Genomic DNA, 24240 nt, shown 5'->3' with positions numbered 1-24240 from the left:
TTTACTTAGTATTTCTTGTACAACACAATTGGATCGATTGATGTCGCTTGTTTAGCAACAATTTCTCCAGATTTAATCAGCTCTAGTAATGCCATAAAGGTTGTCACGATTTCATTACGAGTAAATACGTAAAAAAGTGAATTAAAAGACAGGCCTTGCTTTGTAGCTAAAGGCGTTAATCTACCTAATATTTCAGATATCTTGTCTTCAATACTAAATTCTTCTGAAATGATACTAGTTTCCCTTGGCATGAGTTCTTGTCTTCTATTAAGGACATCACTGAATGCAAGAAACAAATCAATGGTTGTCACTTGATTTGGAGCAAGTGGTTCAATTGAATCTCTATACTCATCTAAATTAGTTGCCTCTTTCGTGTAATACTTACCACGTTCTGTTTCTTTTTCTTTAAGGACACCAGCTGCGTATTTAAACTTACGATACTCCAATAACTGAGCAACTAATTGCTCTCTTGGATCATTTTCTTCTTCGTAGTCACTATCGTTATACTCAACCTCAACTTTTGGTAATAGGGTCTTACTTTTAATCGACATTAATGTAGCTGCCATAACAATGTATTCCCCTGCTAATTCTAGATCTAGCTCTTTCATTGAACGAATGTAGTACATATATTGTTCAGTGATTTCTGAAATAGGAATATCATAAATATCAATCTCTAAAGTCTTAATTAAGTGAAGGAGTAAATCAAGTGGGCCTTCAAAAATTTCTAATTTTACATTTAATTCTTTCATTAAGCTGCTCATTCCTTATTCTATGCTCTTGGGAAATGGGCTTTGTAGACATCTGCCATTCGATTCTTACTAATATGAGTATAAATTTGAGTCGTAGAAATATCAGCATGACCTAACAATTCTTGAACTACTCTCAAATCTGCTCCATTTTCAAGTAAATGTGTGGCAAAACTATGTCTAAGTGTATGAGGCGTGACATCTTTTTCGATACCTGCTTCTGTGACATACACTTTTAAATTTTTCCATATTCCCTGACGAGAAAAACCTTCTCCTTTATAGTTTAAAAATAAAATCGTTGGCTTTTCTTTTTTATTCTTATATAACAACTCTTGACGTGAATTTTCTAGATAGATTTCTAACCACTTGATAGCTACATCTCCCAATGGAATAATTCTCTCTTTATCCCCTTTACCTAATGTCTGCAGTAAGCCTAATGATAAGTGCAAATCATCTAGCTTAAGAGAAATCAATTCAGTTACCCGTAAACCAGTTGCATACATGACTTCTAAAATGGCCCGGTCTCTAATACCTAATACATCACTAGTATCTGGGGCTTCAATTATTTTTTCCACTTCTTTAATGGAAAGAGTTTTAGGTAATTTCTGCGCTTTTTTAGGCGTATCAATGTACTGCATCGGATCATTATCTGTTTTTCTTTCTTGTCTTAAAAATTGATGGAATTTTCGTAAAGATGATACCATTCGAATGATTGTTGTAGAGGATTTACCTTCTTCTCTTAGCTCCTCTAAAAAATCCAAAACGATATAGCGGTCAATCTTATCCCACTGTGTTATGTCACGAGACTCTAAGAAACTAAAATAACGAGTCAAATCTCGGTGATAGCTTTTAATGGTATTTTCTGATAGTCCACGCTCAATTTTTAAAAAATGTAAGTAATCTTCTAAATCACTCTTCATACAACGCACCTCGCTTAGCCTTTTCATTCTATCAGTTTTTATAAATGAATACTATCTTTATTCATTCAAGTTTCTTTATTTTTAATTTTTCCGATGGACTTTTTTTTATAGAGAATATACAATAGATATATTGCCAAAATAAAGGGTGTGAGACAACTTGTTACCAAATCTGAAGGATTATGAGAACCTTCATTTGTTTGAATTAATCAATGTAAATAACGACAATTATTATAAAAGATTAGCTGATTATTATGAAGAAAAAAAACTACTCTTTAAAATGGCAATTGCTATTGATGTGCCAATTGTTTTTGTCTTAGCCATGTTTAGTACGATTCACTTTAAAAATCCATGGTGGGCTTTTTTTATGTATTTTTTGATTATCTTTTTCTTCAGTTTCTTCATTATTTGTCTCCCTGTTTACCACTCAATTAGTAAATCAATCAAACAAAATGAAGACTTGTTATGTCAAGAAGTAGATGAACATCTATCTGAGTTAGCCACTCAAAACTTTTTTTCAAAAGATGCTAAAGCTAAACGCTTATTAAATCAAGAATTTGAATTAATCAAGCTACAACCTTTATCGTCACGAAAAATCAACTTAATACTAGAAAATCAATCCTTAGCAACACAAGCCATTGATTTTTATGATAAACAAACATCTGAAGTCAAAAAAAACATCACTTGTTTTTACGAACAACAACCACTAAAACCAATCGCATTAGCAACTGTTAACTTTCTTGGAGAGGATAAAGCTTTTTCGATTCAAGCTCAGATACCTATTGAATACGAGTTAGTTAATGGTCTTGTCAGTGAGCAATTAATTTACTTTGATAAAACAGACTACATTGTTAACCCAACTGTTTATATTGATCGTTATCATTTTAATGACTTATATCAAGCACATTAAGGAGTGAGTTACTTGGAAAAAACAAAATGCCCATGGGCATACCGAAGCGACTTAGAATTAGAGTATCACGATACACATTGGGGATTCCCTTTACATGATGACACGCTTCTATTTGAAATGCTTATTCTAGAAACCATGCAAGCAGGTTTAAGCTGGACAACCATTTTAGCCAAACGAGAAGGCATGAAAGCTGCCTTTGACGACTTTGATCCGCATCTTATTCAACATTACTCAGACGACAAATTAGCCGCTCTTCAATTAGATGAACGTATTATCCGTAATAAATTAAAAATAAAAGCAACTGTTTCAAATGCTAAAGCATTTTTAGAGATTCAAAAAGAATACGGTAGTTTTGATGACTTTATTTGGTCTTACGTTAATCACAAGCCTATTCAAGGGGATTATCAACTCCTTAAAGATGTACCAAATTTCACACCACTCGCTGAGACTATATCAAAAGATTTAAAGAAAAAAGGATTCAAATTTATAGGACCGACAACTGTTTATGCCTTTATGCAAAGTATTGGTATGGTCAATGATCATTTAAAAACATGTCCAATATACCAAAAAGCAGCGACTCATTGAGTCCCTGCTTATTTTTTTTGACATTTTTTACAAACACCGTGGAAAGTTAGTCGGTGATCACTGACTTGGAACGAGAATCTCTCTTCAACTAATTCTTCTACATCTAATAGAAGATCCTCTTCGATTTCTTCAATATCCCCACATTCCAAACAAAGAAGATGGTGATGGAAATGCTTTGCCCCTTCTTTACGCATGTCATAACGCGCAAGTCCGTCGGTAAAACTAATTTTATCTAATATTTTTAACTCTGTTAACATTTCTAAGGTTCTGTAAACAGTAGCTAATCCAATATCAGGTGATTTTAGTTTGGCTAGCATATAGATTTCCTCAGCAGATAGATGGTCTTTCTCATTTTCTAACAAGACCAAAACAGTCGTTTCCCTTTGTGGTGTTAGCTTATAACTAGCATCATGCAATTTCTTTTTAATTTTCTTTAAAGAATCAATTGTGTTCTCCATGGGAGTAAAGCACTCCTTTTATAATAATTATAATCTAGGTTCATGTGTTCTTGAATAACACTGTATATAGATTATAATTTATATAAATAAGAAATGCAATCATTCTCAATTAGAAAGACTATTTTTTCACTAAAATTGTCCAACCATCTTCTTGAGTCACTAATTTTTCTTTCATTAATGAACCTAATGCACGTTTAAATTGTCCTTTACTAATAGCAAAAGTGTTACTGATTTCTTCTGGTGTTGATTTATCTGAAAATGGAATCTTTCCTTCTTCAGAACGCTCTAAAAACGTTAGAATCATTTGAGCATCTGAAGAGATAACTTCGTAGCCTCTTGGTTTTAGCGACACATTAAGCAAACCATCTGGACGGACACCAATTACGCGACCACTAACTACTTCCCCTAATCTAGGCTCTTCAAATCGCTCTGACGGGTGAATAAATCCAATATAATTTTCTTCCGTGATCATAAATGTACCTACTAATTTTAAGCGATACACTGTTCCAGTCACATTTTTATTATGCATTTCTTCTTTAATACCTGGTTTTGACATAGCTAAAAAGTCAACATCATCTGCTAATGTCGCCCAAATACGATCTTTTTCATCTGTTTTTAAACTAACTAGTAATTTATCCCCTTTTTTAGGCCATAATTGGCGCATTTCAGGCAATTCATCCATTGATACAACTATTTCCTTATCAGATAAACCAATATCAACAAACACCCCTAAATCTTTACGTGACGCAATCACTTCAGCAAAGCCTTGGTGGCCTTTTCTAATAGTTGGGATTGTTGTTGTAAAACGATTTTGTTGTTTTTGATTTTGGTAAGCGAAGCCCTCTACCATATTACCAATAGTTTGCTCCCCTTCTTCTTTATCCAATAGAAAGGTTATTCCGTTTTTTTGCACAAAGTAACTATGATCATTTTCATCAAAAATCATACCGTGCCAAACATTTCCTAGTAATTCATTCATTTCAATCATCCTTTCAAATTCAATTTAGTATAACATATCAGAAACAGAAAAAAAGCATTTTAATCGCTTTTAAACGCTCTTCTACTCTAGGTTTTAAAAGAGACCTAAGTACCGTACCAATGTCATTCCTAGCATACCAAAAACGACTGTCCACATAAGACTCTTTGTTAAAAAAGCCACGATAATAGTTGGAATAGCTACAACTAAATTCTCTGTATTAATTTGAGTAAGTGCCCCTTTTTCTACAACGATTAAACTCTGTGTTAAAAGAGCAGTAAGGATACACATAGGTATGTACGTTAAGAATTTTTTCCAAAAAGGTGAAAAGCTCATTTTTTTACTCAAGATAAAAGGAATGATTCGAGGAAGCCACGTGACAATACCACAACCAATTATCAAAAGAAATAACGCTAACTTACTTGGCATCATCTAAAAACACCCCGATTCCACATCCAATTAATGTTGCTATTAAGACACTAATTTCAAGACTTATTAAGTTAGACAACACATACACACTCATAACCACACTTAAGAGAATTAGTAAGGTTTTCGTTCTTCTTACCTTTAATTCTCCTTGAATTTGCAGTACTACTAAACCAATAAACATGGCTACTAAAGCAAAATCTAAACCTAATTGTTCTGGATTAGGGATTAAGTTTCCTAATAGCGCTCCTAGGAAGTTAGAGGCAATCCAAACCACATAAGCTGTAATGTTCAAGCCGTTAATCCAATTAAAGGACACTTGTTTCCCTGTCATGATTTGTGTCATTAAAACACCATATGATTCATCTGTTAAAAGAGAGCCAATACCAATTGATTTCCCCATTGAAAAGTCTCTAAAATACTCAGAAACAGATAGACTCATCAAAAAGTGGCGTGCATTTACCAAAAACGTAGTAAAAATAATAGCTGAAATCGGACTGTTCGTCATTAACATACCAATAATAATAAATTGAGAACTTCCACCGTAGATGATTCCCGCCATCAACACGATAGAAAAAACAGATAAACCAGCATTTTTCCCTAAAATTCCCGCAGCGATCCCGATTCCAAAATAGCCTAAAATAGTTGGAATACAGGCAATAACTCCTTCTTTAAAGGTTTCATACCCTTTCGTATAACTCTTTTCCATACAACTCCCTCATTTCTAGATAATAAAAAAAGAAGGAATTAACCTTCTTCTTGTAAAACTGTTTCTGATACTATAACATCTTTCTTCCATAAAAGGGATAAAAAGGCAGTAATCAGTAAAATAATGGCAGAGACATAGTAAGGATAAAAATGATTAATATCAAATAATGATCCTGCTACCATTGGTCCAAAAATATTACCAAAACTAGTAAATGTTGAATTCAAGCCATTCACTGTTCCTTGCATAGTTCCTGCTCGCTTAGATAAATACGTTGTAATTGCTGGGCGTAATAAGTCAAAAGCTAAGAAAACGATGAAAGTCGATAGAATAACAACCCAGTTGCTTTCTGTAATAGCAATAACACCAACAAAAATAGCGCTTGCGAAAAAGGAAATTCTAATTAGTCCTACCTCGCCGAGTAATTTAATGATGCCATCAAAGAAAACAATTTGGAATACTAAAGCTAAGGAACCACTCACTGTGATAATCATGGCAATCTCTGTTGTTGAGAAGCCAAAATTTATAACGGCCATAATGCTATATATTGACTCAAAGGCTTGTAAGCCAAATGACGAAATCAAAATGACTACAAATGGAAAAGTGAAGGCTGGATTTTTAATAACTTCCATGAATGAGCCTTTCTCCACGGATTGCCCATGAACAACTTTTTTCTCTGGCTCTTTTAAGATTAGAATGGCTAGTATACATCCTACTAATCCAATAAATGAAGCCACAAAAAAAGGAACTCTCATTCCAAAATTAGCAATAAATCCACCTAATCCAGGTCCAATGATAAAGCCACCACTAATGGCTGCTGAAACCAAGCCCATTGACTTAGGTCTTTCTTCAATTGTTGTAACGTCAGCTACATAAGCTGTAACAGATGGCATAATAAGTGCAGCTGCAATCCCACCTAAAGCTCTTGAAAAGTATAGCCAACTAACTGTGTGTCCTAAACCAAATATTAATTCTGAAATAGAAAAGATCGCCATACCGATTGCGATTAGTTTCTTTCGGCCAAATTTATCAGAAATAATACCTGTTATTGGTGACGCTACTAATTGGAAAATAGCAAAGACAGACACTAACAAACCCATTGTTGTACCTGTTAAATGCATTGACTCTTGTAACATTGGCATAACAGGAATAACTAATCCTGTCCCGAGAAAAACAATGAACAAGTTCATTATTGCCAAATAGAGCATCCTATTTCTATTTTTCATATGTTACCTCCCTTTAGATCAATCCAGATTAGTTTACACTACTTCAATAGATAAAAGCTATTATTTTTATCTAAAAAAAGAAAAAGAGGGAAAATCCCCCCTTTTCTTCTAAGGTTTTTACTTAATTAGAATGCTGATTCGCCTTTGTAGATGTTTCCACGACGAGGATCAATTGTGATCATCATGTCGTTTTCAATTCTTTCAGTCACTTTTTCAGCACCAACGATTACTGGAATACCTTGAGCAATTGCTACAACTGCTGCGTGAGAAGTTAAACCACCTTCTTCAACAACTAAAGCTGCTGCTTTTTCAATTGCTGGCATGTAATCTTTATTAGTTGTTTTAAGAACTAAAATAGCTCCTTCAACCATAGTATTTAAAGCTTCTTCACTTGATGAAGCTACAATTGCTTTACCTGATACAGATGCGTGACCAATTCCTTGACCATTACCTAATTCTGCACCAATTAATTGGATTTTCATTAAGTTAGTTGAACCTTTACGTCCAATAGGAGCTCCAGCTGTGATTAAGATGAAGTCACCTTCTTTAGCAAAACCAGTTTCTTTTGCCACTTCTGTTGCTAATACAAACATTTCATCTGTTGATGATGGTTTTTCAGCAACTTGTGGGAATACACCCCAGTTTAATGCTAAGCTTCTTGCTGCTCTATCAGAGAAAGTAACAGCAACGATATGTGATTTTGGACGGTATTTAGAAATCATGCGAGCTGTATGACCTGAGTCAGTTGCTGCAACGATTGTTTGGATACCTAAGTTTTTAGCTGTATGTCCAACTGCTTGACCGATTGATTCAGTCATATCAGCTTTTTTGTATAATTTAAGTGTGTAAGCATCTCTATCAACTAATACACCTTCTGTACGGACAGCAATGTTATGCATTGTTTGTACCGCTTCTACTGGGTAATCCCCTGCAGCAGTTTCACCTGATAACATGATTGCATCAGTTCCGTCGTAAATAGCGTTAGCTACGTCACTTGCTTCTGCACGTGTTGGACGTGGGTTATGTTGCATAGAATCTAACATTTGAGTCGCAGTAATAACTGGTTTACCTAAAGCGTTACATTTTTTAATCATTTCTTTTTGAACCACAGGAACATCTTCAGTTGGAATTTCAACTCCTAAATCTCCACGGGCAACCATTAAACCATCAGAAACAGTTAAGATATCATCTAAGTTATCAATACCTTCTTGGTTTTCTATTTTTGAAATAATTTGGATATGTGTCGCATTTTGTTCTTCTAAAATACGAGTAATTTCCAAGACGTCACTTGGACGACGTACGAAACTTGCTGCGATAAAGTCAACATCATTTTCAATACCAAAACGAATATCAGCTTCATCTTTTTCAGTAATACCAGGTAAGTTAATGCTTACGTTAGGAACGTTCACACCTTTTTTATTTTTAAGAACACCTTCGTTTAATACTTTTGTAACGATTTCGTTATTAGCTTTATCTAATTCGATAACTTCTAAATCAATCAAGCCGTCGTCTAAAAGAATGTGGCTTCCAACAACAACATCATTGATTAATTCAGGATAAGTAATTGAGAATTTTTCTTTTGTTCCTTCAACTTCAGTCATTGAAATACGAACAACATCTCCAGTTGATAATTCAACAAGACCATCTTTCATGTTGTTAGTTCTGATTTCAGGACCTTTTGTATCTAGTAAAAGAGCAATCGTTTTGCCTGTAATTTCTGCTGCCTCACGAATATTTCTAATTCTAGCACCGTGTTCTTCAAAATCTCCATGCGAGAAGTTTAAACGTGCAACGTTCATCCCAGCATTCATCAATTTAACTAACGTCTCAACTGATTCACTAGCTGGACCAATCGTACAAACAATTTTTGTTTTTTTCATCAAAAACGCTCCCTATTTATTATTTTAAATCATCTATTTAGATCCACAAATTTTTAGAAAGAAATTTGGTGGTTTAAATCATATAAGCTTAAATCTGGTTGATGTTTTTTCTGTTCTAAAGTTTCAACGATATCAGCAGCTACTAATTGGTTGTTTAAACTACCAATACATAAACCACCGCGGCCTTCTTTAAGAAGCTCTACTGCGTATGAACCAAATTTACTTGCTAAAACTCTATCTCGAGCTGTCGGAGAACCACCACGTACAATATGTCCTAATACAGACACGCGCGCATGGAAATCACCATAAACTTCAAGTTGTTTAGCGAATTCACTACCAGGCATAACACCTTCAGCTAAAATAATTAAACAATGTTTTTTTCCACGGTCACGACCGGCACGGATTTTTTCAGCTACTTGAGCCATATCAAAATCATGCTCTGGAATAATAATATCGTCCGCTCCACCTGCTACACCAGCCCATAAAGCGATGTCTCCTGCGTCACGACCCATTACTTCAATAATAAATGTACGAACATGTGATGTTGCTGTATCTCTAATTCTATCGATAGCATCTAATACTGTGTTAATAGCAGTATCAAAACCAATTGTATAGTCAGTTCCTGGAATGTCATTATCAATCGTTCCTGGAATACCAACAGCTGGGAAACCACGTTTAGTTAAGGCTAATGCTCCATGATAAGAACCATCTCCTCCAATAACGACTAAACCTTCAATACCGAATTTTTTCAATTGTTCGATTCCCTTTAATTGGCCTTCTTCAGTTGCGAATTCAGGGTAACGAGCTGAATATAGACAAGTTCCACCCTTTTGAATAATATCACCAACATCTGGCACATCTAATTTACGAATATCTCCAGCTACTAATCCAGCGTAACCGTAGTTAATTCCGTAGACTTCCATTCCTTCGTAGATAGCTCTTCTTGTTACTGCACGAACAGCAGCGTTCATCCCTGGAGCGTCTCCTCCACTTGTTAAAATAGCGATGCGTTTCATAAGCGTATTCCCTCACTTTAACTAATTTGATAATACTTAAATTGATTATGTATAAAATACTTAAATCCAAAAATCATTTTACCATTGTTTGAGAAAAAAGTCTTTCATTAATCGTAAAATTTAATGAAAAAAATATGAAAATAGTTATTTTATTCACTTTGACATAAAACTAGGGTTTATTTTGAGCGATTTGCCCAACTTTTTTACTGAAAAATGATAGTGTTGTTTCCAAGAATTTTGAAAACAGATGAAATAACTTCTTCTTTTTCTTCCACCCAAAAAGTATCGTCAAGCAATCTATTCTTAGTATCAAAAACTAAGATAACTGGACAATCACCTTTGTGAAGCATAAGTGTTTGCTTTAATTGATTCAAGATAGATAATTGATCATTCTCTTTGCTTATCTTGATATAGCATTTTTTTTGGCCCTCAAAACTAGGCACATTTTCTGCAAATTCTAATTTATCTGCTAATAATTGTGGCATTTTATTGTATTGACTTTCAGTAACTTTACCAGAAATGAGGTAGACTTTATTTTCTGAAATATCCTGGTTTATTTGCCTGAATAATTTAGGAAAAATAGTCACATCCATCTCTTTTGTTCCATCATTCACAGATAGAAAAGCCATGGATTCCCCTTTTTTAGTCCTAATCTTTTTGACTTGCGTCACATAAACTAAAAATTGCCCAGAATCCCCAATCTCTGTATCAACTAATTCACGTATTTGTCTTCCTTTTTTTAGTCGACTAAAACCATCAACCGGATGACCTGATACATAACTACCTAGATATTCAGCTTCTTGATTTAGTTTTTCTTCAAGAGTGAAGTCTGCCACTTGGTCTTTTTTCAAACTCAGAACATCTAATAAATCCATACTGCCACCACTGTACTCGATGTTACGAATTAAACTATCTAAATCCATAACCAGTTGTTTTCGGTTTCCGTGCAAACTATCGAATGCTCCAATATAAATCAGAGGTAAGATATTACCTTCTTTTAACCACTTACCATTTATTCGGATTAAAAAGTTTTCGAGAGAGCTAAAGGTCCCACCTTCTTTTCTCACGGTTACAATGTGCTGAATAAAATCTTTTCTGATTCCTTTTAGACTTGAAAAGCCGAATAAAATATTTCCTTTATATAATTTAAAACTATAATCACTTTTATTAATGTCAGGAGGTAAGATTTTCACATCAAATTTCTTCGCTTCATTCATGTATTCTTTAATTTTTGCAGGGTTATTTCTAACGGAATGAAGTAAAGATGAAAAGAAACATTCAGGATAGTGAACTTTTAAGTAGGTCATTTGGTAAGCTAACACTGCATAGACAACAGCATGAGAACGGTTGAACCCGTAATTAGCAAATCTTTCAATGTATTGATAGACTTCTTCAGCAACTTCTTTCGTATAGCCTTGTTCAATGGACCCTTTAACAAAGTGATCTCTCTCAGTATCTAAGACGTCTTTTTTCTTTTTACTAATAGCTCGTCTTAAAATATCAGCTTGTCCTAAGCTAAATCCTGCCATAAGTGACGCAATTTGCATGATTTGCTCTTGGTAAACAATAACGCCGTAGGTATAGCCTAAAATAGGCTCAAGATTTTTATGAGGATAAACAATTGGCTCTTTCCCTTTTTTTCTATTAACAAATAAATCAATATTTTCCATTGGACCTGGACGATATAAGGCATTAACTGATGCAATATCTTCTATAGAAGTAGGGCCTAATTTTCTCAATACTTTTTTAATGCCTTCTGATTCAAATTGGAAGACCCCGATAGTTGCTCCTTGTCGGAATAACTTTAAAGTTTCCTCGTCATCTAACGGGATTTTTTCTAAATCAATGGTTTTGTTATAAAGATATTTTATTGACTCTAAGGTATTACCGATAATGGATAGATTTCTAAGTCCTAGAAAATCCATTTTCAATAAGCCGATTTCTTCTACTTCACCCATTGCGAGTTGAGTTAACGGGATATTATTCGTCCCTGTTTGCAGCGGGATAAATTCCGTTAGCTCTTGATCACTAATCACAACACCTGCCGCATGAGTCGATACGTGACGAGGTAACCCCTCAATTTTTTTAGCTGTTTCAAATAATAAGGTGTTTTTTTCTGAGTGCCCCACTAATTCTCTTAGCTTAGCAGATTGGTTAAATGCTTGCTCTAGTGTGATTTTAAGGACATTTGGAACAGCGTTAGCCCATGCACTAGCTTCATTTTGATTGAGACCAAACACACGACTCACGTCTCTTAAAGCCATTTTGGCTGCTAAAGTACCAAAAGTAGCAATTTGAGCAACTTTATGATAGCCATACTTTTTATTCACGTATTGAAGTAGCTCTTCTCGCCTGTTATCAGGAATATCCATATCGATATCTGGCATGGTGTAACGTTCTTTATTTAAAAAACGCTCAAACAGGAGGCCATAAGCAATTGGATCCACATTAGTAATTTGAAGAGCATATGACACTAAAGAACCAGCTGCTGAACCACGACAAGCCGTAACAATTTCGTGGTCTCTAGCGTATTTCATCACGTCCCAAACAATTAAGAAATAATCATCAAAGCCCATGTCATGAATTACCGATAGCTCCATTTTTAAGCGATCTAAATAAATGGGATCTTCTTTAACGTGACGTATACCTAAACCTGTTAAACACAATTCTTCTAATAACTCTTTGGCGCTAGCGCCATTTTCAATTGGAAAACTAGGTAGTAAGGTTTGATTTAATGGAATAGTTAGCTGACACTTAGATACGATTGCCTCATTATTAGCTAAGGCTTGATTTAAACTAGCTTCTTTAAATGATTGTTCAAAACCTTCTTTACTTGGAAGGAAGTAAGGACCTGAAGTTTGGTTAACATCGACTTGGATTTTTTCACCTGAGTCAATATGTCTTAACACACTAACAGAAAAGTGATCACTTGGCACTAAGTAGCGTACATCTGATAAAGCTACTATTTCTAAATTAACTGCTTGGCATCGCTCAAAAAAGGCCTTGTTAGTTAGCTCATCTCTTTGATGGATGACTAAACCTTGATAAAAGTCACCTGCTGCAAAAAGAGCTTGTAAGTATTTGACCTCTTTTTCAAAAAGAGCTTGATCTTGTTGTTGACAATATAACAGCTCACTTTTTTCAGCACTTGAAGGAGAAATACCAATAATCCCTTCTAAATAGTGTTCAACCTCTTCTAAGTAAAAATACGCAGATTCTTCTCTTTCCATTCGTAGGGTAGAAATCTGCAGTAGTTGTTCGTATCCTGTTAAGTTTTTTGCTAAAAGTATCAGTTCAAACTCCTGATTCTGAGCTTGTTTACTATGATAGGTGAGTGTCAATCCTATGATTGGCTTGATACCTTCTTTTAGACATGTTTTATAAAATTCAATAACACCATGCATGGCATTAATATCTGTAATAGCAAGAGACTGATAACCTAATTCTTTACTTGTTGAGACTAAATTAGGAATGTCATTCGTACTTTTTAATAAAGAATAGGAAGTTAATACTTGTAATTGCCCTAAATTCATCTCGTTCCTCCACGTCACTTATTTTAGTAATAGTATAACATAATTCTTTTTAATCTTTATCTTATTAATTTCTATCTTAACTTTACATTTTTCTTCAAGCTTGGTAAACTATTGGGGAAAAGAGGTGCCTACTACTATGAGTAAACTAATTGTTCTTTTTTGGACACTTGTTTTAGGACAGGTTGTTGGATACATCGGCCTAGCCTTGACAAACGGAACATATGACTTCATGCAAGTTGCAATCGTTTCTGTTATCATGGCCATCATTATCATGATTATCGGTGAAGTGGCTGTACCTAAAAAAAATAAAGCTGATTCAAAATAAAAAATAAGCTAGACTCGTTTGAGTTTAGCTTATTTTTTTATGATCTAAATGGATGTTTAAACGATAAACTCCCCCTAAAGTTAAAGAATGTTAAAGTGATATTAGCCACAATTAAAAGGCTTGTTGCCACAAAAACAGCTGAGTAACCAAACCCATTAGCCACAGTTGAACCAACTAAAGGTCCTGCCACTTGACCAAAGTTAGTAAACATCGTATTAAAACTAAAAATACGACTCACTCCAGCGGCTGGTGTTGATTGACTAATTAGTGCATTGATAGATGGCATTAACGCCCCTGTCGAAAAGCCCATTAAAAAGCGTAGAACCCCTAATTGAAAAGGCGTCTCCACAAAAGCCATAGGTAAGATACATAAGAAAGAAAGTATCAATCCACTAAACAAAACACGTTGACTCCCAATTCGATCACCAATTTTACCAAGGATAGGTGATGAAATAAAAGTAGATACTCCCGCAACAGAGACAATCAGTCCACTCACAAATAAAATATTATCCATGTCTCCACCTAGTTGACGAATATATAAGGTCAAAATCGGACTAATACTTGTAATACCAATTTGTAAAATCAAAGTGGTTACAAATAAACCAATTAAAACAGATGGGTTTTTAACTGATTGGAAAACCTCTTTTGTCGACATCATATTTTTCTTTGGTATAGGTTTAAAATCTTCTTTAACAAAAAAAGCAGTTAGTAAGGTATTGATTAAGAGAATCGTTCCAGTCACAATAAAGACGTTTTGAATCCCTACTGTTTGCGCTAGAAAACCTCCTAATGACGGACCTATTAGATTACCTGCGACTGCACCAGTTGCTAAGGTCCCTAAAGCCCAACCATTTTTATCTCTTGGTGCTTGTGAAGCAATCATCGCTGTGGCGTTTGGAATATAGCCTGCTAAAATACCATTTAAAAAACGCATGATTAACAACCACGTCACATTAGGAACAAATGCTAAAGATCCCATTGTAAGGGTCATTCCGGCTGCTGCTCGAATCATCATCAACTTTCTTCCTCGCCTATCTGCCAAGCTACCCCAGAGTGGAGACACAATAGCAGCTGCAAAAGCGGTGACACTAATTGATAAACCGGCATAAAACTCAATTTTATCTGCTGGAGCCCCTAATTGCTCGATGTAAATAGGGATAAACGGCATAACTAAGCTAAAACTGGCTCCCGTAAAGAAACATCCAACCCACGCGATGTATAAATTCTTTTTCCAGTCAATCTTCATTAATTAGTTCGTCATCTCCTTAGCAATATTTTCTAAAAAATGACTATTTTCAGATAATTCCATTTCATTTAATACGTTCGTAGCTGATACTCTTTCAGTCTCAACTTTTTCTGTGAACCGATCTAAACGATACTCCCAATCAAAATCCTCTATTCTAGTGAGAATTGCATCAAGATCTCGTAATAAAGCAGTTCTTTCCAATTCTTCCATTCAACCACTCCCTATAAATAGTTAACATCCATTCTACTCCTTTTTACGTCTATTTTCTATTAAATTGCATAAAAAAACAAACAAGCCAGTTTCAACTTGTTTGTTTTAAGACTTATAGAATAGCTAAGACAATAAAATTGATTAGGAAAAGACCTGTCACAATCCAAAGAACAGGAGAAATTTCTTTCATTTTTCCTTTAATCACTTTGATAATTACGTAAAAAATGAAACCTGCTGCAATTCCGTATGAAATACTATAGCATAGCCCCATGAAAATTGACGTGAAGAAAGCTGGCACAGCATCATCTAAATCTGTCCAATTGATTTCCTTGAATGACGCCATCATCATAACACCAACTAAGATTAAGGCTGGTGCTGTCGCTTGTGGTGGCACAACTGCAACAATCGGTGATAAGAAACTACTTAATAAAAATAGACCTGCCACAACAACTGAAGTTAAGCCTGTACGTCCACCTGCTCCGATACCTGCTGCACTTTCCACATAAGTGGTTACATTACTTGTTCCTAAAACTGCTCCGACACTTGTTGCAATCGCGTCAGAGAATAACGCTTTATCCATTTTCGAATGGATTCCACTACTATTTTCAACTGCTTCTTCATCTTCTTTAGAGAAAATACCAGTACGACGACCTGTTCCGATAAATGTTCCAATCGTATCGAAAATATCCGATAAACTAAATGCCAAAACAGTTAATAATACTTGAGGAATTTTTGAAGCATCTGCAAATAAAGACGGCATCCCATTAGGTCCAAAAGCTGCTCCAAAAGTTGTTCCTAACTCTTTAAATGAGTTTGATAATGAATTTTCTGCAAAGTTAATACTTGATAAATCAACAACTCCCATAGGAATTGAGATAAAAGACGTCACGACAATCCCAATTAAAATAGCTCCGCGAACTTGTTTAATCACTAAAATTGTTGTTAAGACTAATCCAATAACAGCTAGTAAAATAGCTGGGTTATTAAAGTTAGCTAATGCCGGAACAATCCCACCATTAGAAACAACATTCGTTACAGCACCATCTTCTACATTCGATGACACAATCGCATTAGCATCTGAGGTAAATTGTAGAAAGCCTGCATTTTTAATTCCTACATAAGCGACAAATATTCCGATTCCTCCACCAATAGCATGTTGTAAACTCTCAGGAATTGATTTAATAATCAGTTTTCTTAATTTAGTCACTGTAATAACAATATTAATCATCCCACATAGAAACACCATTGCTAAAGCTTGTTCCCATGAATAACCTAAACCAAATACCACTGTAAAAGTAAAGAAGGCATTTAATCCCATTCCTGGTGCTTGGGCATAAGGAACGTTCGCAAATAATCCCATCACCAATGTTCCTACTACAGAACTCAAGATAGTCGCCAAGAATACTGCTTGAAATGGCATTCCTGATAAAGAAAGAATTGACGGATTCACGAATAAAATATAACTCATAGCAAAAAATGTTGTTAATCCCGCTATAATTTCAGTTGAAACTGTTGTCCCATTTTCTTTTAACTTAAAAAACTTTTCCATTTCTTAATAATCCACCCTTTTAATTATTTATACGTTCGTGTTTACGATTATTATTATAGCTATCTCTTAAAAATTAAGCAATACTTTTCTGAAAAAAGATGACTTTCTCTCATAAAACAGGTTATTATTGACAAATAGGCTATCTAATTTAAAATTGAAAGAGAATAGGAGGAATTGACATGCAACTAAATAACATTAGCAGCTCCCCTTTACACACTCAAATTGAGTTAAATATCAAAAACCAATTGATTAATGGCGTCCTTTCTCCTGGAGATCGTTTGTTATCTGTTAGGGAATTTGCGATAAACTTAAACATTAATCCAAACACAGTTAATCGTGCTTATAAAAACCTAGAAAAAGAAGAACTTATCGTGATATTGCCAGGAAAAGGAATCTTTATTAAAAACATCCGAACAATGCCACCTTCTATCATGAAGGAAAAAGAACTAAAAAAAGAGTTAGGCTTGCTATTACTCGATATGCACTATCACGCGATTAAAGAAGAAACGATTCAAAATTGGGTAACAGAATTCTTTGAAAAAGTAGGAGAGAAAAAATGAGAGTTGTGGATTTAACAAAACATCTTCATAAAAAGCCCATTTTAGACGGCATTTCTATTGAAATAAACTTAGGTGAAATCACCGGACTAATAGGAAGAAACGGCTCTGGAAAGACCACTCTTTTTAGAACTATGACTCATTTGTATCAAAAAGAGCAAGGTGATGTCTTTATAGAAGAGCAATCTCTCTACAAATACCCAAAATTAAGAGAAAAAATCTTCTATTTAGATGAAAATTTTCACTTCTTGTCTAATCAAAAACCTAAAAGAATCGCTCGTTACTATCAAGAGTTCTACTCAAATTTTGATATGGAAAAATACATTAGTTTAATGACAAAGTATGAGCTTAATCAAGACTTCAAAATTAGCCAGTACTCTAAAGGGAATCAAGCCTTGTATAAGATGATTTTAGCCTTCTCTTGTCGTGCGACTTATTATTTATTCGATGAACCCTTTGATGGTCTAGATATGATTGTGAAGAAAAAAGTCTTAAGCTTACTTCTACATGAAGTTAGCTTTAACCAATGCGGTGTTATGATATCCTCTCATAACCTGATTGAGCTAGAGAGTTTGATTGATCACGCGATTATCTTGCATCAAGGTAAAATCTATAAAGACTTTGATTTAGACCAAGTAAAAGAAGTCTCAAAAAAATATCAAATGGTCTTTCAGAAAAAAGAAGTTCCTGGGCTTATTAAACAAAATTGTCAGATTATTCAGGTACAGGGACGTGTCTTGATTGGTATTTTTGATAAAATGACGGATGACTTATATGAAGAGATTTTAGCACTTGATCCAGTCTTGTTCGATGAAGTTCCACTAACACTAGAAGATATTTTTGCTTCTCAGTTTACTAACGAATCAGACTATCAATTGTTTCATTAAAAAGGAGAGATCTTATGAACCCGTCTTTAAAAAGAGTGTTGATTTTAAGGTATAAACCAGCACTCATCTTACTTGTATCGTTGATTTTAGGCATTTACTTTTTCCAAACAGTTGCTGGTGTCACCTCATGGAAAAATGATTATAAATATCTTCATTCAAAAGCAGCTACAGTTGATTTTGATAAACAAATACAGGACTCTTATTCCTTTGATGACGGTCAAGGTGGGAAAATTTTCCTGTATTATGATTTGGCAAAAGAGCACGCTGTTTATACGGATAGTTTTGATGATTATAAGGACTACACGCTAACTGTCTTTAACTCGAAGACTGATTCAAATCAACAAGCTTTTAATGCTTATTCCTATTACAATGAACATTTTTTAATCATGTTAATCATTGTTGTTTCGTCAGGTGTTTTACTATTTTTATTTGACTTAAAAAGCAACTTTACTGCTGCCCTTTTCTCAAGTCGCTTCAAACGCTCAGAAATATACTGGCATAAATTATCAATTGTGGGATTAACAATAGCAGCTAGTTTATTAATTGGAAAACTCGGCTCACTACTCGCCTACCAATTTTTCATTCCCAATGATTTTTTAAACATTACTCTGTATCAACATTTAATCTCCACCCTATCTGGTTGGTTAACACTAATCTCTGTCTTTGTATTGAGTAGCTTTATCGGATTATTATTCGGGGAATGGCTCTATGGTATTGCGACAATCATCGTCTTATTTTTCACTTTTTCAACATTTTTATCTAACGTAGACATGGTTTATTCGAACTTTTTCGTTAATGAATCTGATATAACTTACACAGTATCAGCTAACGCATTGACTAGATACCTACCAGTTGCTCAAACGACTACTTTAGGCATAAATGTTTTGTCATTAGTCACTATTATTGTTTTGGCTATTCTGGCATTAGTTTTAGGGAATAGTATTTTCAAAAAGATTTCACTTGAACAAACAGGAGACTTTTTAATGGTTCCTCAATTTAACCGATTGTTCCAAGTTATTATGATTATTTACGGTATGACAATTACAACAACAACGACTATTTTAACGACACTATTACCTGATACGCCTTTAACTAAGAGTGAATTATTCTTTAATGTGTCATACATTTTACTAATGTTTATTGTTTTCTTCCTAGCAAGCGAATTTTTATTATTTAACAAAAAATCAAGAATTATCAATAAAATAAACATTTTCAATTAATATAAAGTCATATCTCTTGATTTAATCTTTTATAAATAATATACTGTATTTATAGAAACGTATTGTAATGAGAGGATTTTTGAGTTTATTGAGGGAAGACTTCTTCTATGAGGGAATGGGGATAAATAATATCAATTAACTCTCTTTACAAATCTAAGGCTGACGTGAAAATCGTCAGTCTTTTTTTGTAAATTTATTGACTAATAGGGATTTGACCTTTACAATAAAAAATTGTGAGTCTTATTTACCAAAAGCAGTTTAGAAATACTTTTTTAAACTCTCGAGAATAAGGTCCATTTTAATTCAGGGAGGTATCAGTCTCATGGAAAAGAAAAACATTACTTTTTCCAAACTAATTTCATTTTTAAAATTAGATTATAGCTTAAGTTTCATCATGGGTGAAACAACAAGCAAATAGTTAAAAAGAGCGCAAAGGTTAATCCTTTAGCGCTCTTTCTTTATTCTCTTGCCACGTCATGGTGACATCAATTTGATTGACCTCTTCATCTAATTGGGTATTCTTTACTTGAAAACCTTCTCTGAAATAAAACTGATAAGCCCCTTTATTTTTTTCAAAAACTGATAAACTCAATTGATTGTGTTCTTTTTTGATTTCATCTAATAAAGCTTTACCTAATCCGTGACTGCGATATTCATTAGTAATAAAAATACCAGCAAGATAATCTTCCATCATACCTGCAAAACCAACAATCTTTTCATCTTTTTCAACCACATAAATTGTGGCTTCAGGCATCATTGATCTAACTAAACTCGTATTTTCTTCCCAGTAGTTTGAATCAACAAAGGAATGAGCTTCTTTATTTGCAGCGAGCCAAATCGCCATAATAGCGTTTAATTCATTTTCTTGTAACGTCTCCAATTTTTTTATCAATCTAATACTCCTCCAATATTACATTTCTAAAGACAAAAATTTGTTTTTGTCACAACATTATTACCTAAAATTGGTTTTAAAGCAACTGGGAAGTGAGTATGCTTCACTATTAAATCTGTGTATTCGTTTACTTGAGATGTCTCTTCATTACATTTTCAATAAACCCTATATCAACATTAGATGAAACAATTAGTAATCGCTCTGTATTAAGGATAGACTCCTCATTAATACTATCAACCTGTTTACTTGTTAATGGATAGATATTAGGATTTACCATAATATTATCATCTTTGACGTTCAAAGGAACAAGTATTAAGCAAATATTTGGCGATATCGGAAAAATATAGTCTTCACCTTCAAATTTTTGAACAATAACTGGATTGTCAGACAAAAATAACTCTTTACCTTCTTCAGTTGAACAGACTCTTATCTGATAATTCTCAAAAATATGATGACTTAATAGTGATTGTGGCGAGCCTAGTTCATCTTCTTTAATAATGTGTAATGCTAATTCTAATTCGTCTTTGTAAAAAATCTCATTGGCAAATTGAGTGGCTACTTCCTTACTTGTTGTAAACATTAAATAATAAAGCTTTTTAAAGTTAGTTGGCAAATCTGATTTTTCTTTAAAAATGTGTTTAATTCCAATACCTCTAACCATCGTTGATATTATATGCAAAAGTAAGGAGGCCTCGATCGAAAACCATTCACCTGTATCCACCATCTTCTTGAATTCCTCTTGAAAATTATTATTTAAAGACAATGTGACAAACTTATTAAAATCAGAGCTAATTTTATTCTCCAAAATTGCATAACTATCTTCAATATAATTACGAAATATGTAGTTTCCATCTTCATTTTTTATTTCATAAAAATCTTTTTCTTGCATCAAATCGCGAGATTGCGAATATCTTAATTTAATAGGTTCATGATGTAAATTAATAAAAGGAATCCCTTTTTTCCCAGTTTGAAATGCTTTTAAAGCATATTGAGGAATATAATGTTGTTTCCTCACATACTCTTTCTTCATATAACTTCCTCTTTCTTATCAAATGAATAGCTTTTGAAAATACTATATTCAACTCATAAAATAAATTCGATTAATTTTACTCTTCTTCCTAACTAACTGACTAGGATAACATCATTTGAATTAATTTTCTTATAACTTCAAAAAATAATATTTTTTAACATCAATTTTAACTTTTAATCTAAAACATGCTCAAAAGTTATCAGTTGATTGTTTGAATATACTCCACAATAAATATCTGGCATCTTCATTTTGTGAAAATCTTCAAATCCAAAATCCCCATCCAATATAGCGTTAAATAGAATTGCTAAAGATGTCCCATGACCACTTATGATAATATTGGACTCTTCTTGTTTCAGAATTTTTTCATAGACAGAAACTATGCGTTGTCGGACTTGATTTAGAGATTCACCATTTTCTAATTTGTAATCAAAATCTTTCCATTGGCTATTTGAGAATTCAGAAAAATTCTCCACCCAGTCACCTACAGTTCTTTCTCTTAACTCTTCCACTAAAATGATGTCTATATTTAGTAACTCTGCTAAGGGTTCTATAGTCTGAACAGCTCTAAGATAAGGACTTGAGTAAATTCTTGATATATCCTTATTAACAAAAAATGGTTTTAATTCTTTAGCCAACTTCATTCCCTCAACAGTTAAAGGAACTTCTCTGTCTTCTCTGATTGTAAAATCTCTTAGTGAGTGACGAACAAAATAAACTTGTCTCATCTTTTTACTCCTCCATTTAATACCTCTTCTGTACCACACTTTAATAAAAGACTATATTCAATTGGCTTCGATAATCCTTCTGGTGCTTTTTCTCCCTTATCTGAATAATAAGATGAATTAACTCCAAAAAAGGACGTTAATGTGTCATTCTTCGAATAGATAAAAATGTATCTATTTTTTTCATCCTTTGTTAAAGCTGTCACTGAATCTTTTGATACTTCTTCTATTGTCAGTTCTTGACTGCCTTTTCTTTCGAGGTTATCTGAATATTTTATAGTCTTATCATTTATTTTATCAATTACCATATAATAGTCATCATCTTCGTTAATTGATTGCCATTCCCCACAAATAAAGTCTATATTTATCTCTCTAGTTTGACTAGTAGTATTTGTTGATTCCTCTTTAGGATTCATTTGAGTTGAAGACTCTATAGCATTATCTTTCTTTGAGCTACATTCACTTAACATTAAAAAGAGTAACGGAAGAAATAAAAGCTTTCCTATTTTCACGATATAACACATCCTTTTAATTAAGATACCATTATTAGAATACAAATAGAATAGGTTTGTGAGTGTTAATACAAAAAAGAAGCTACTAGATTAGTAACTTCCCTCTACTAAACCTATAAAGTTGGTAATTAATTTTGATAGCTCTAAAGGTTTATCTTTATTCAACTCATGTCCACCATTTAAAACAATTTGAAGTTCTGATTCCTTTATTAGTTGGCTCATTTGTTTTGAGGACTTTAAATTAATTTTATCTTTTTCTCCACAAATTATGAGAGTTGGTAATGTTATTTTACTTAAATCCTCTTCCAAATCTAGATCAATGGATTTCATTAAGTCTATTGCTTGTTTACCATTCAAACCCATTTTCTCAAAATTTGATTTAGGAAGCAGTTGAAAAATAGCCGTTTGTATATTATTAATCCACTTAGGAATCGATTTGTAAATGGCTCCTGATACAATTATTCCTTTGATGTGACGATTGTTATTCCTAGTTGTATACATAAGAGCTAACAGTCCGCCTAAAGATAATCCAGATAGATAGAATGGTTCATTAATACTATCTAATTTATTTGATACTTCTGAGTACATACTCTCTATGGTGATAGTCGACTCCGACGTAATACCCTCAAATAAATTGAAAACTAAACAATCACAATCTAAATTTTTTACCACATTATCCCAATCCTTAATAGTTTGTCCTAAACCATGCAAAATAATCAACTTAGTCATCAAATCACCCCTTTATAAATAGTTTTTTTATTTACTTCTATTTTACTGTATATTAAACATAACATTTAACCGAACGACTACAATCAGACTAAAGGACTAATATTAGAAAATCAGTGGCTATTCATTTTCAGAAAGGTAACTATACAAAAAAACTTGTCAAAAAACTGATTTAACAGCTCTTTAACAAGTTAGAAATAATGGATGCGGCGAGAGCTTAGGCTACCTAACCACTACCAAACAATAATAGTTTCTTACTATTAAATAATCACAATTAAGTTAGTTTTTAATCATAAATAAACATGGTTAAAAATCTAACCGTATTCAATCACGTATTCAAAAATCTTCATTACCACGGGCGAATTATTTTATATTTGAAAAAAAATTAAAGATCTTTAAAATAATCGGTGTCGAGCTTATGCTCAATTTTAGACTCAAAAGTATTCTTACAATTCGGACAAGCGAACGTAAACTCGGTAGAATATGCATGAACATCCCATGTCATTGTTATTAACTTTCCTTCATTATCATAACAATTAGTACAAAATGCTTGTTTCTTATTTCCATTCTTAAAATATGCGTTATTTTCATATTTTAGTTCTGATTTTAACCTTTTTTCATTCTCAAACTCATATACATCTTGCCTAAGTTTTCTGTTTTCTTCTTGTATTTTAATCAAATCTTGTTGAACTTCCATTATCGCTTTTAATAAAACTGGGTCATTACTTCCTGAAACTAAATCATACATTTTAGATAGAGCATTCGTCATCCCCATTTTAACGCCTCTCGTCTCATTTATTATTTTAATTATACCCAATAAAATAACCGTTGTTAAGTGAATTTTCAGCCAGCACAAATCTGTGCCCGCCTTAAAGTTAAGGGTGGATAATAACACTCACCACAAAAGTGTGGCGAGCTACATCAAATATTTAAGAGAGGGTAAAATTGTATTGTCATATTCATTGATATATGTATGCTACCACCA

Annotated in this window: 25 protein-coding genes; 6 read left to right on the top strand and 19 right to left on the bottom strand. The window is 33.4% G+C overall.

All coding sequences use genetic code 11. From position 1 onward, the window contains the following. Positions 1-5 precede the first annotated feature (5 nt). Together DOK76_RS07005 and xerD are read right to left on the bottom strand one after the other, a co-directional pair. Positions 6-749, bottom strand: a complete 744-nt coding sequence (locus DOK76_RS07005) for a segregation/condensation protein A (RefSeq protein ID WP_206966189.1) — start codon at positions 747-749, stop codon at positions 6-8. Between the two features lie 20 nt (positions 750-769). Beyond that, entirely contained in the window at positions 770-1666 is an 897-nt protein-coding gene (xerD, locus tag DOK76_RS07000; RefSeq protein ID WP_206966187.1) for a site-specific tyrosine recombinase XerD, read from the bottom strand. A 193-nt stretch (positions 1667-1859) separates the two neighbouring features. On the opposite strand from xerD, the gene DOK76_RS06995 reads away from it, so the two are divergent. Together DOK76_RS06995 and DOK76_RS06990 are read left to right on the top strand one after the other, a co-directional pair. After that, positions 1860-2573: a hypothetical protein gene (locus tag DOK76_RS06995; protein ID WP_206966185.1), complete on the top strand. Its 714-nt coding sequence runs from the start codon at positions 1860-1862 to the stop codon at positions 2571-2573. 12 nt (positions 2574-2585) lie between these two features. Further along, on the top strand, positions 2586-3158 hold the full coding sequence (locus tag DOK76_RS06990; RefSeq protein WP_206966183.1) for a DNA-3-methyladenine glycosylase I: 573 nt from the start codon (positions 2586-2588) through the stop codon (positions 3156-3158). A gap of 8 nt (positions 3159-3166) precedes the next feature. Here DOK76_RS06990 and fur read toward each other — a convergent pair whose 3' ends face one another. The 8 genes from fur to dnaE all read right to left on the bottom strand — a co-directional run bounded on the left by fur (position 3167) and on the right by dnaE (position 13379). After that, the gene (gene fur / locus DOK76_RS06985) at positions 3167-3616 is read right to left on the bottom strand and encodes a ferric iron uptake transcriptional regulator (RefSeq protein WP_206966181.1); all 450 of its coding nucleotides are present in this window, start codon (positions 3614-3616) and stop codon (positions 3167-3169) included. A gap of 118 nt (positions 3617-3734) precedes the next feature. Then, entirely contained in the window at positions 3735-4595 is an 861-nt protein-coding gene (locus tag DOK76_RS06980; protein WP_206966179.1) for a CvfB family protein, read from the bottom strand. Positions 4596-4688: 93 nt separating this feature from the next. Further along, on the bottom strand, positions 4689-5024 hold the full coding sequence (locus DOK76_RS06975) for an AzlD domain-containing protein (RefSeq protein ID WP_242542238.1): 336 nt from the start codon (positions 5022-5024) through the stop codon (positions 4689-4691). Next, positions 5011-5727 (bottom strand): AzlC family ABC transporter permease, encoded by a 717-nt coding sequence (locus tag DOK76_RS06970; RefSeq protein WP_206966176.1) that lies wholly within the window; start codon positions 5725-5727, stop codon positions 5011-5013. Before DOK76_RS06970 ends, DOK76_RS06975 begins: the two co-directional genes overlap by 14 nt. 38 nt (positions 5728-5765) lie before the next feature. Then, the gene (locus tag DOK76_RS06965; RefSeq protein WP_206966174.1) at positions 5766-6950 is read right to left on the bottom strand and encodes an MFS transporter; all 1185 of its coding nucleotides are present in this window, start codon (positions 6948-6950) and stop codon (positions 5766-5768) included. Between the two features lie 125 nt (positions 6951-7075). After that, positions 7076-8830: a pyruvate kinase gene (pyk, locus tag DOK76_RS06960; RefSeq protein ID WP_206966172.1), complete on the bottom strand. Its 1755-nt coding sequence runs from the start codon at positions 8828-8830 to the stop codon at positions 7076-7078. Positions 8831-8883: 53 nt separating this feature from the next. Beyond that, a complete protein-coding gene (gene pfkA, locus DOK76_RS06955; RefSeq protein ID WP_206966170.1) occupies positions 8884-9846 on the bottom strand; it encodes a 6-phosphofructokinase in 963 nt (320 codons plus the stop codon). A 203-nt stretch (positions 9847-10049) separates the two neighbouring features. Beyond that, the gene (dnaE, locus tag DOK76_RS06950) at positions 10050-13379 is read right to left on the bottom strand and encodes a DNA polymerase III subunit alpha (RefSeq protein ID WP_206966168.1); all 3330 of its coding nucleotides are present in this window, start codon (positions 13377-13379) and stop codon (positions 10050-10052) included. 136 nt (positions 13380-13515) lie between these two features. Here dnaE and DOK76_RS06945 point away from each other — a divergent pair, with 136 nt between their 5' ends. Then, positions 13516-13704: a YjzD family protein gene (locus tag DOK76_RS06945; protein WP_206966166.1), complete on the top strand. Its 189-nt coding sequence runs from the start codon at positions 13516-13518 to the stop codon at positions 13702-13704. A 37-nt stretch (positions 13705-13741) separates the two neighbouring features. Here DOK76_RS06945 and DOK76_RS06940 read toward each other — a convergent pair whose 3' ends face one another. The 3 genes from DOK76_RS06940 to DOK76_RS06930 all read right to left on the bottom strand — a co-directional run bounded on the left by DOK76_RS06940 (position 13742) and on the right by DOK76_RS06930 (position 16709). Further along, complete coding sequence (locus DOK76_RS06940; protein ID WP_206966164.1) at positions 13742-14950, bottom strand: multidrug efflux MFS transporter; 1209 nt, start codon at positions 14948-14950, stop codon at positions 13742-13744. 3 nt (positions 14951-14953) lie between these two features. Continuing rightward, entirely contained in the window at positions 14954-15160 is a 207-nt protein-coding gene (locus DOK76_RS06935) for a hypothetical protein (RefSeq protein WP_206966162.1), read from the bottom strand. Positions 15161-15272: 112 nt separating this feature from the next. After that, positions 15273-16709, bottom strand: coding sequence for an NCS2 family permease (locus DOK76_RS06930; protein ID WP_206966160.1), 1437 nt, complete (start codon positions 16707-16709; stop codon positions 15273-15275). 179 nt (positions 16710-16888) lie between these two features. Here DOK76_RS06930 and DOK76_RS06925 point away from each other — a divergent pair, with 179 nt between their 5' ends. The 3 genes from DOK76_RS06925 to DOK76_RS06915 are packed head-to-tail and all read left to right on the top strand — an operon-like array spanning position 16889 to position 19373. Beyond that, a complete protein-coding gene (locus tag DOK76_RS06925; protein WP_206966158.1) occupies positions 16889-17269 on the top strand; it encodes a GntR family transcriptional regulator in 381 nt (126 codons plus the stop codon). Next, complete coding sequence (locus DOK76_RS06920) at positions 17266-18153, top strand: ATP-binding cassette domain-containing protein (RefSeq protein WP_206966156.1); 888 nt, start codon at positions 17266-17268, stop codon at positions 18151-18153. The genes DOK76_RS06925 and DOK76_RS06920 overlap by 4 nt, the downstream gene beginning before the upstream one ends. Positions 18154-18167: 14 nt before the next feature. Then, on the top strand, positions 18168-19373 hold the full coding sequence (locus tag DOK76_RS06915) for a hypothetical protein (protein WP_206966154.1): 1206 nt from the start codon (positions 18168-18170) through the stop codon (positions 19371-19373). Positions 19374-19809: 436 nt separating this feature from the next. Here the strand turns inward: DOK76_RS06915 and DOK76_RS06910 are convergent, their stop codons facing one another. The 6 genes from DOK76_RS06910 to DOK76_RS06885 all read right to left on the bottom strand — a co-directional run bounded on the left by DOK76_RS06910 (position 19810) and on the right by DOK76_RS06885 (position 24030). Next, positions 19810-20265 carry a GNAT family N-acetyltransferase gene (locus tag DOK76_RS06910; protein WP_206966141.1) on the bottom strand — a complete coding sequence of 152 codons (456 nt, stop codon included), beginning with the start codon at positions 20263-20265 and terminating at the stop codon, positions 19810-19812. A 127-nt stretch (positions 20266-20392) separates the two neighbouring features. Next, on the bottom strand, positions 20393-21295 hold the full coding sequence (locus DOK76_RS06905; protein WP_206966139.1) for a DUF4238 domain-containing protein: 903 nt from the start codon (positions 21293-21295) through the stop codon (positions 20393-20395). A 173-nt stretch (positions 21296-21468) separates the two neighbouring features. Further along, positions 21469-22020: a histidine phosphatase family protein gene (locus tag DOK76_RS06900; protein ID WP_206966138.1), complete on the bottom strand. Its 552-nt coding sequence runs from the start codon at positions 22018-22020 to the stop codon at positions 21469-21471. Beyond that, positions 22017-22529: a hypothetical protein gene (locus tag DOK76_RS06895; protein ID WP_206966136.1), complete on the bottom strand. Its 513-nt coding sequence runs from the start codon at positions 22527-22529 to the stop codon at positions 22017-22019. The genes DOK76_RS06900 and DOK76_RS06895 overlap by 4 nt, the downstream gene beginning before the upstream one ends. A gap of 90 nt (positions 22530-22619) precedes the next feature. Then, a complete protein-coding gene (locus tag DOK76_RS06890; RefSeq protein WP_206966134.1) occupies positions 22620-23258 on the bottom strand; it encodes an alpha/beta fold hydrolase in 639 nt (212 codons plus the stop codon). A 382-nt stretch (positions 23259-23640) separates the two neighbouring features. Continuing rightward, positions 23641-24030, bottom strand: a complete 390-nt coding sequence (locus tag DOK76_RS06885; RefSeq protein ID WP_206966132.1) for a hypothetical protein — start codon at positions 24028-24030, stop codon at positions 23641-23643. Positions 24031-24240: the final 210 nt, after the last annotated feature.

Origin of the sequence: Candidatus Vagococcus giribetii (assembly GCF_017316185.1) — a bacterium.
Classification (GTDB): Bacteria; Bacillota; Bacilli; order Lactobacillales; family Vagococcaceae; genus Vagococcus; species Vagococcus giribetii.
The sequence above is the reverse complement of the archived record's forward strand: the minus strand, read 5'-3'. Positions and strand labels throughout refer to the sequence as shown.

What these genes read in the sequence shown, in the direction of transcription:
- DOK76_RS07005 (WP_206966189.1), bottom strand. Translation starts at nt 749, where the DNA reads ATGAAAGAATTAAATGTAAAATTAGAAATTTTTGAAGGCCCACTTGAT.
- xerD (WP_206966187.1), bottom strand. Translation starts at nt 1,666, where the DNA reads ATGAAGAGTGATTTAGAAGATTACTTACATTTTTTAAAAATTGAGCGT.
- fur (WP_206966181.1), bottom strand. Translation starts at nt 3,616, where the DNA reads ATGGAGAACACAATTGATTCTTTAAAGAAAATTAAAAAGAAATTGCAT.
- DOK76_RS06980 (WP_206966179.1), bottom strand. Translation starts at nt 4,595, where the DNA reads ATGAATGAATTACTAGGAAATGTTTGGCACGGTATGATTTTTGATGAA.
- DOK76_RS06975 (WP_242542238.1), bottom strand. Translation starts at nt 5,024, where the DNA reads ATGATGCCAAGTAAGTTAGCGTTATTTCTTTTGATAATTGGTTGTGGT.
- DOK76_RS06970 (WP_206966176.1), bottom strand. Translation starts at nt 5,727, where the DNA reads ATGGAAAAGAGTTATACGAAAGGGTATGAAACCTTTAAAGAAGGAGTT.
- DOK76_RS06965 (WP_206966174.1), bottom strand. Translation starts at nt 6,950, where the DNA reads ATGAAAAATAGAAATAGGATGCTCTATTTGGCAATAATGAACTTGTTC.
- pyk (WP_206966172.1), bottom strand. Translation starts at nt 8,830, where the DNA reads ATGAAAAAAACAAAAATTGTTTGTACGATTGGTCCAGCTAGTGAATCA.
- pfkA (WP_206966170.1), bottom strand. Translation starts at nt 9,846, where the DNA reads ATGAAACGCATCGCTATTTTAACAAGTGGAGGAGACGCTCCAGGGATG.
- dnaE (WP_206966168.1), bottom strand. Translation starts at nt 13,379, where the DNA reads ATGAATTTAGGGCAATTACAAGTATTAACTTCCTATTCTTTATTAAAA.
- DOK76_RS06945 (WP_206966166.1), top strand. Translation starts at nt 13,516, where the DNA reads ATGAGTAAACTAATTGTTCTTTTTTGGACACTTGTTTTAGGACAGGTT.
- DOK76_RS06940 (WP_206966164.1), bottom strand. Translation starts at nt 14,950, where the DNA reads ATGAAGATTGACTGGAAAAAGAATTTATACATCGCGTGGGTTGGATGT.
- DOK76_RS06935 (WP_206966162.1), bottom strand. Translation starts at nt 15,160, where the DNA reads ATGGAAGAATTGGAAAGAACTGCTTTATTACGAGATCTTGATGCAATT.
- DOK76_RS06930 (WP_206966160.1), bottom strand. Translation starts at nt 16,709, where the DNA reads ATGGAAAAGTTTTTTAAGTTAAAAGAAAATGGGACAACAGTTTCAACT.
- DOK76_RS06925 (WP_206966158.1), top strand. Translation starts at nt 16,889, where the DNA reads ATGCAACTAAATAACATTAGCAGCTCCCCTTTACACACTCAAATTGAG.
- DOK76_RS06920 (WP_206966156.1), top strand. Translation starts at nt 17,266, where the DNA reads ATGAGAGTTGTGGATTTAACAAAACATCTTCATAAAAAGCCCATTTTA.
- DOK76_RS06915 (WP_206966154.1), top strand. Translation starts at nt 18,168, where the DNA reads ATGAACCCGTCTTTAAAAAGAGTGTTGATTTTAAGGTATAAACCAGCA.
- DOK76_RS06905 (WP_206966139.1), bottom strand. Translation starts at nt 21,295, where the DNA reads ATGAAGAAAGAGTATGTGAGGAAACAACATTATATTCCTCAATATGCT.
- DOK76_RS06900 (WP_206966138.1), bottom strand. Translation starts at nt 22,020, where the DNA reads ATGAGACAAGTTTATTTTGTTCGTCACTCACTAAGAGATTTTACAATC.
- DOK76_RS06890 (WP_206966134.1), bottom strand. Translation starts at nt 23,258, where the DNA reads ATGACTAAGTTGATTATTTTGCATGGTTTAGGACAAACTATTAAGGAT.
- DOK76_RS06885 (WP_206966132.1), bottom strand. Translation starts at nt 24,030, where the DNA reads ATGGGGATGACGAATGCTCTATCTAAAATGTATGATTTAGTTTCAGGA.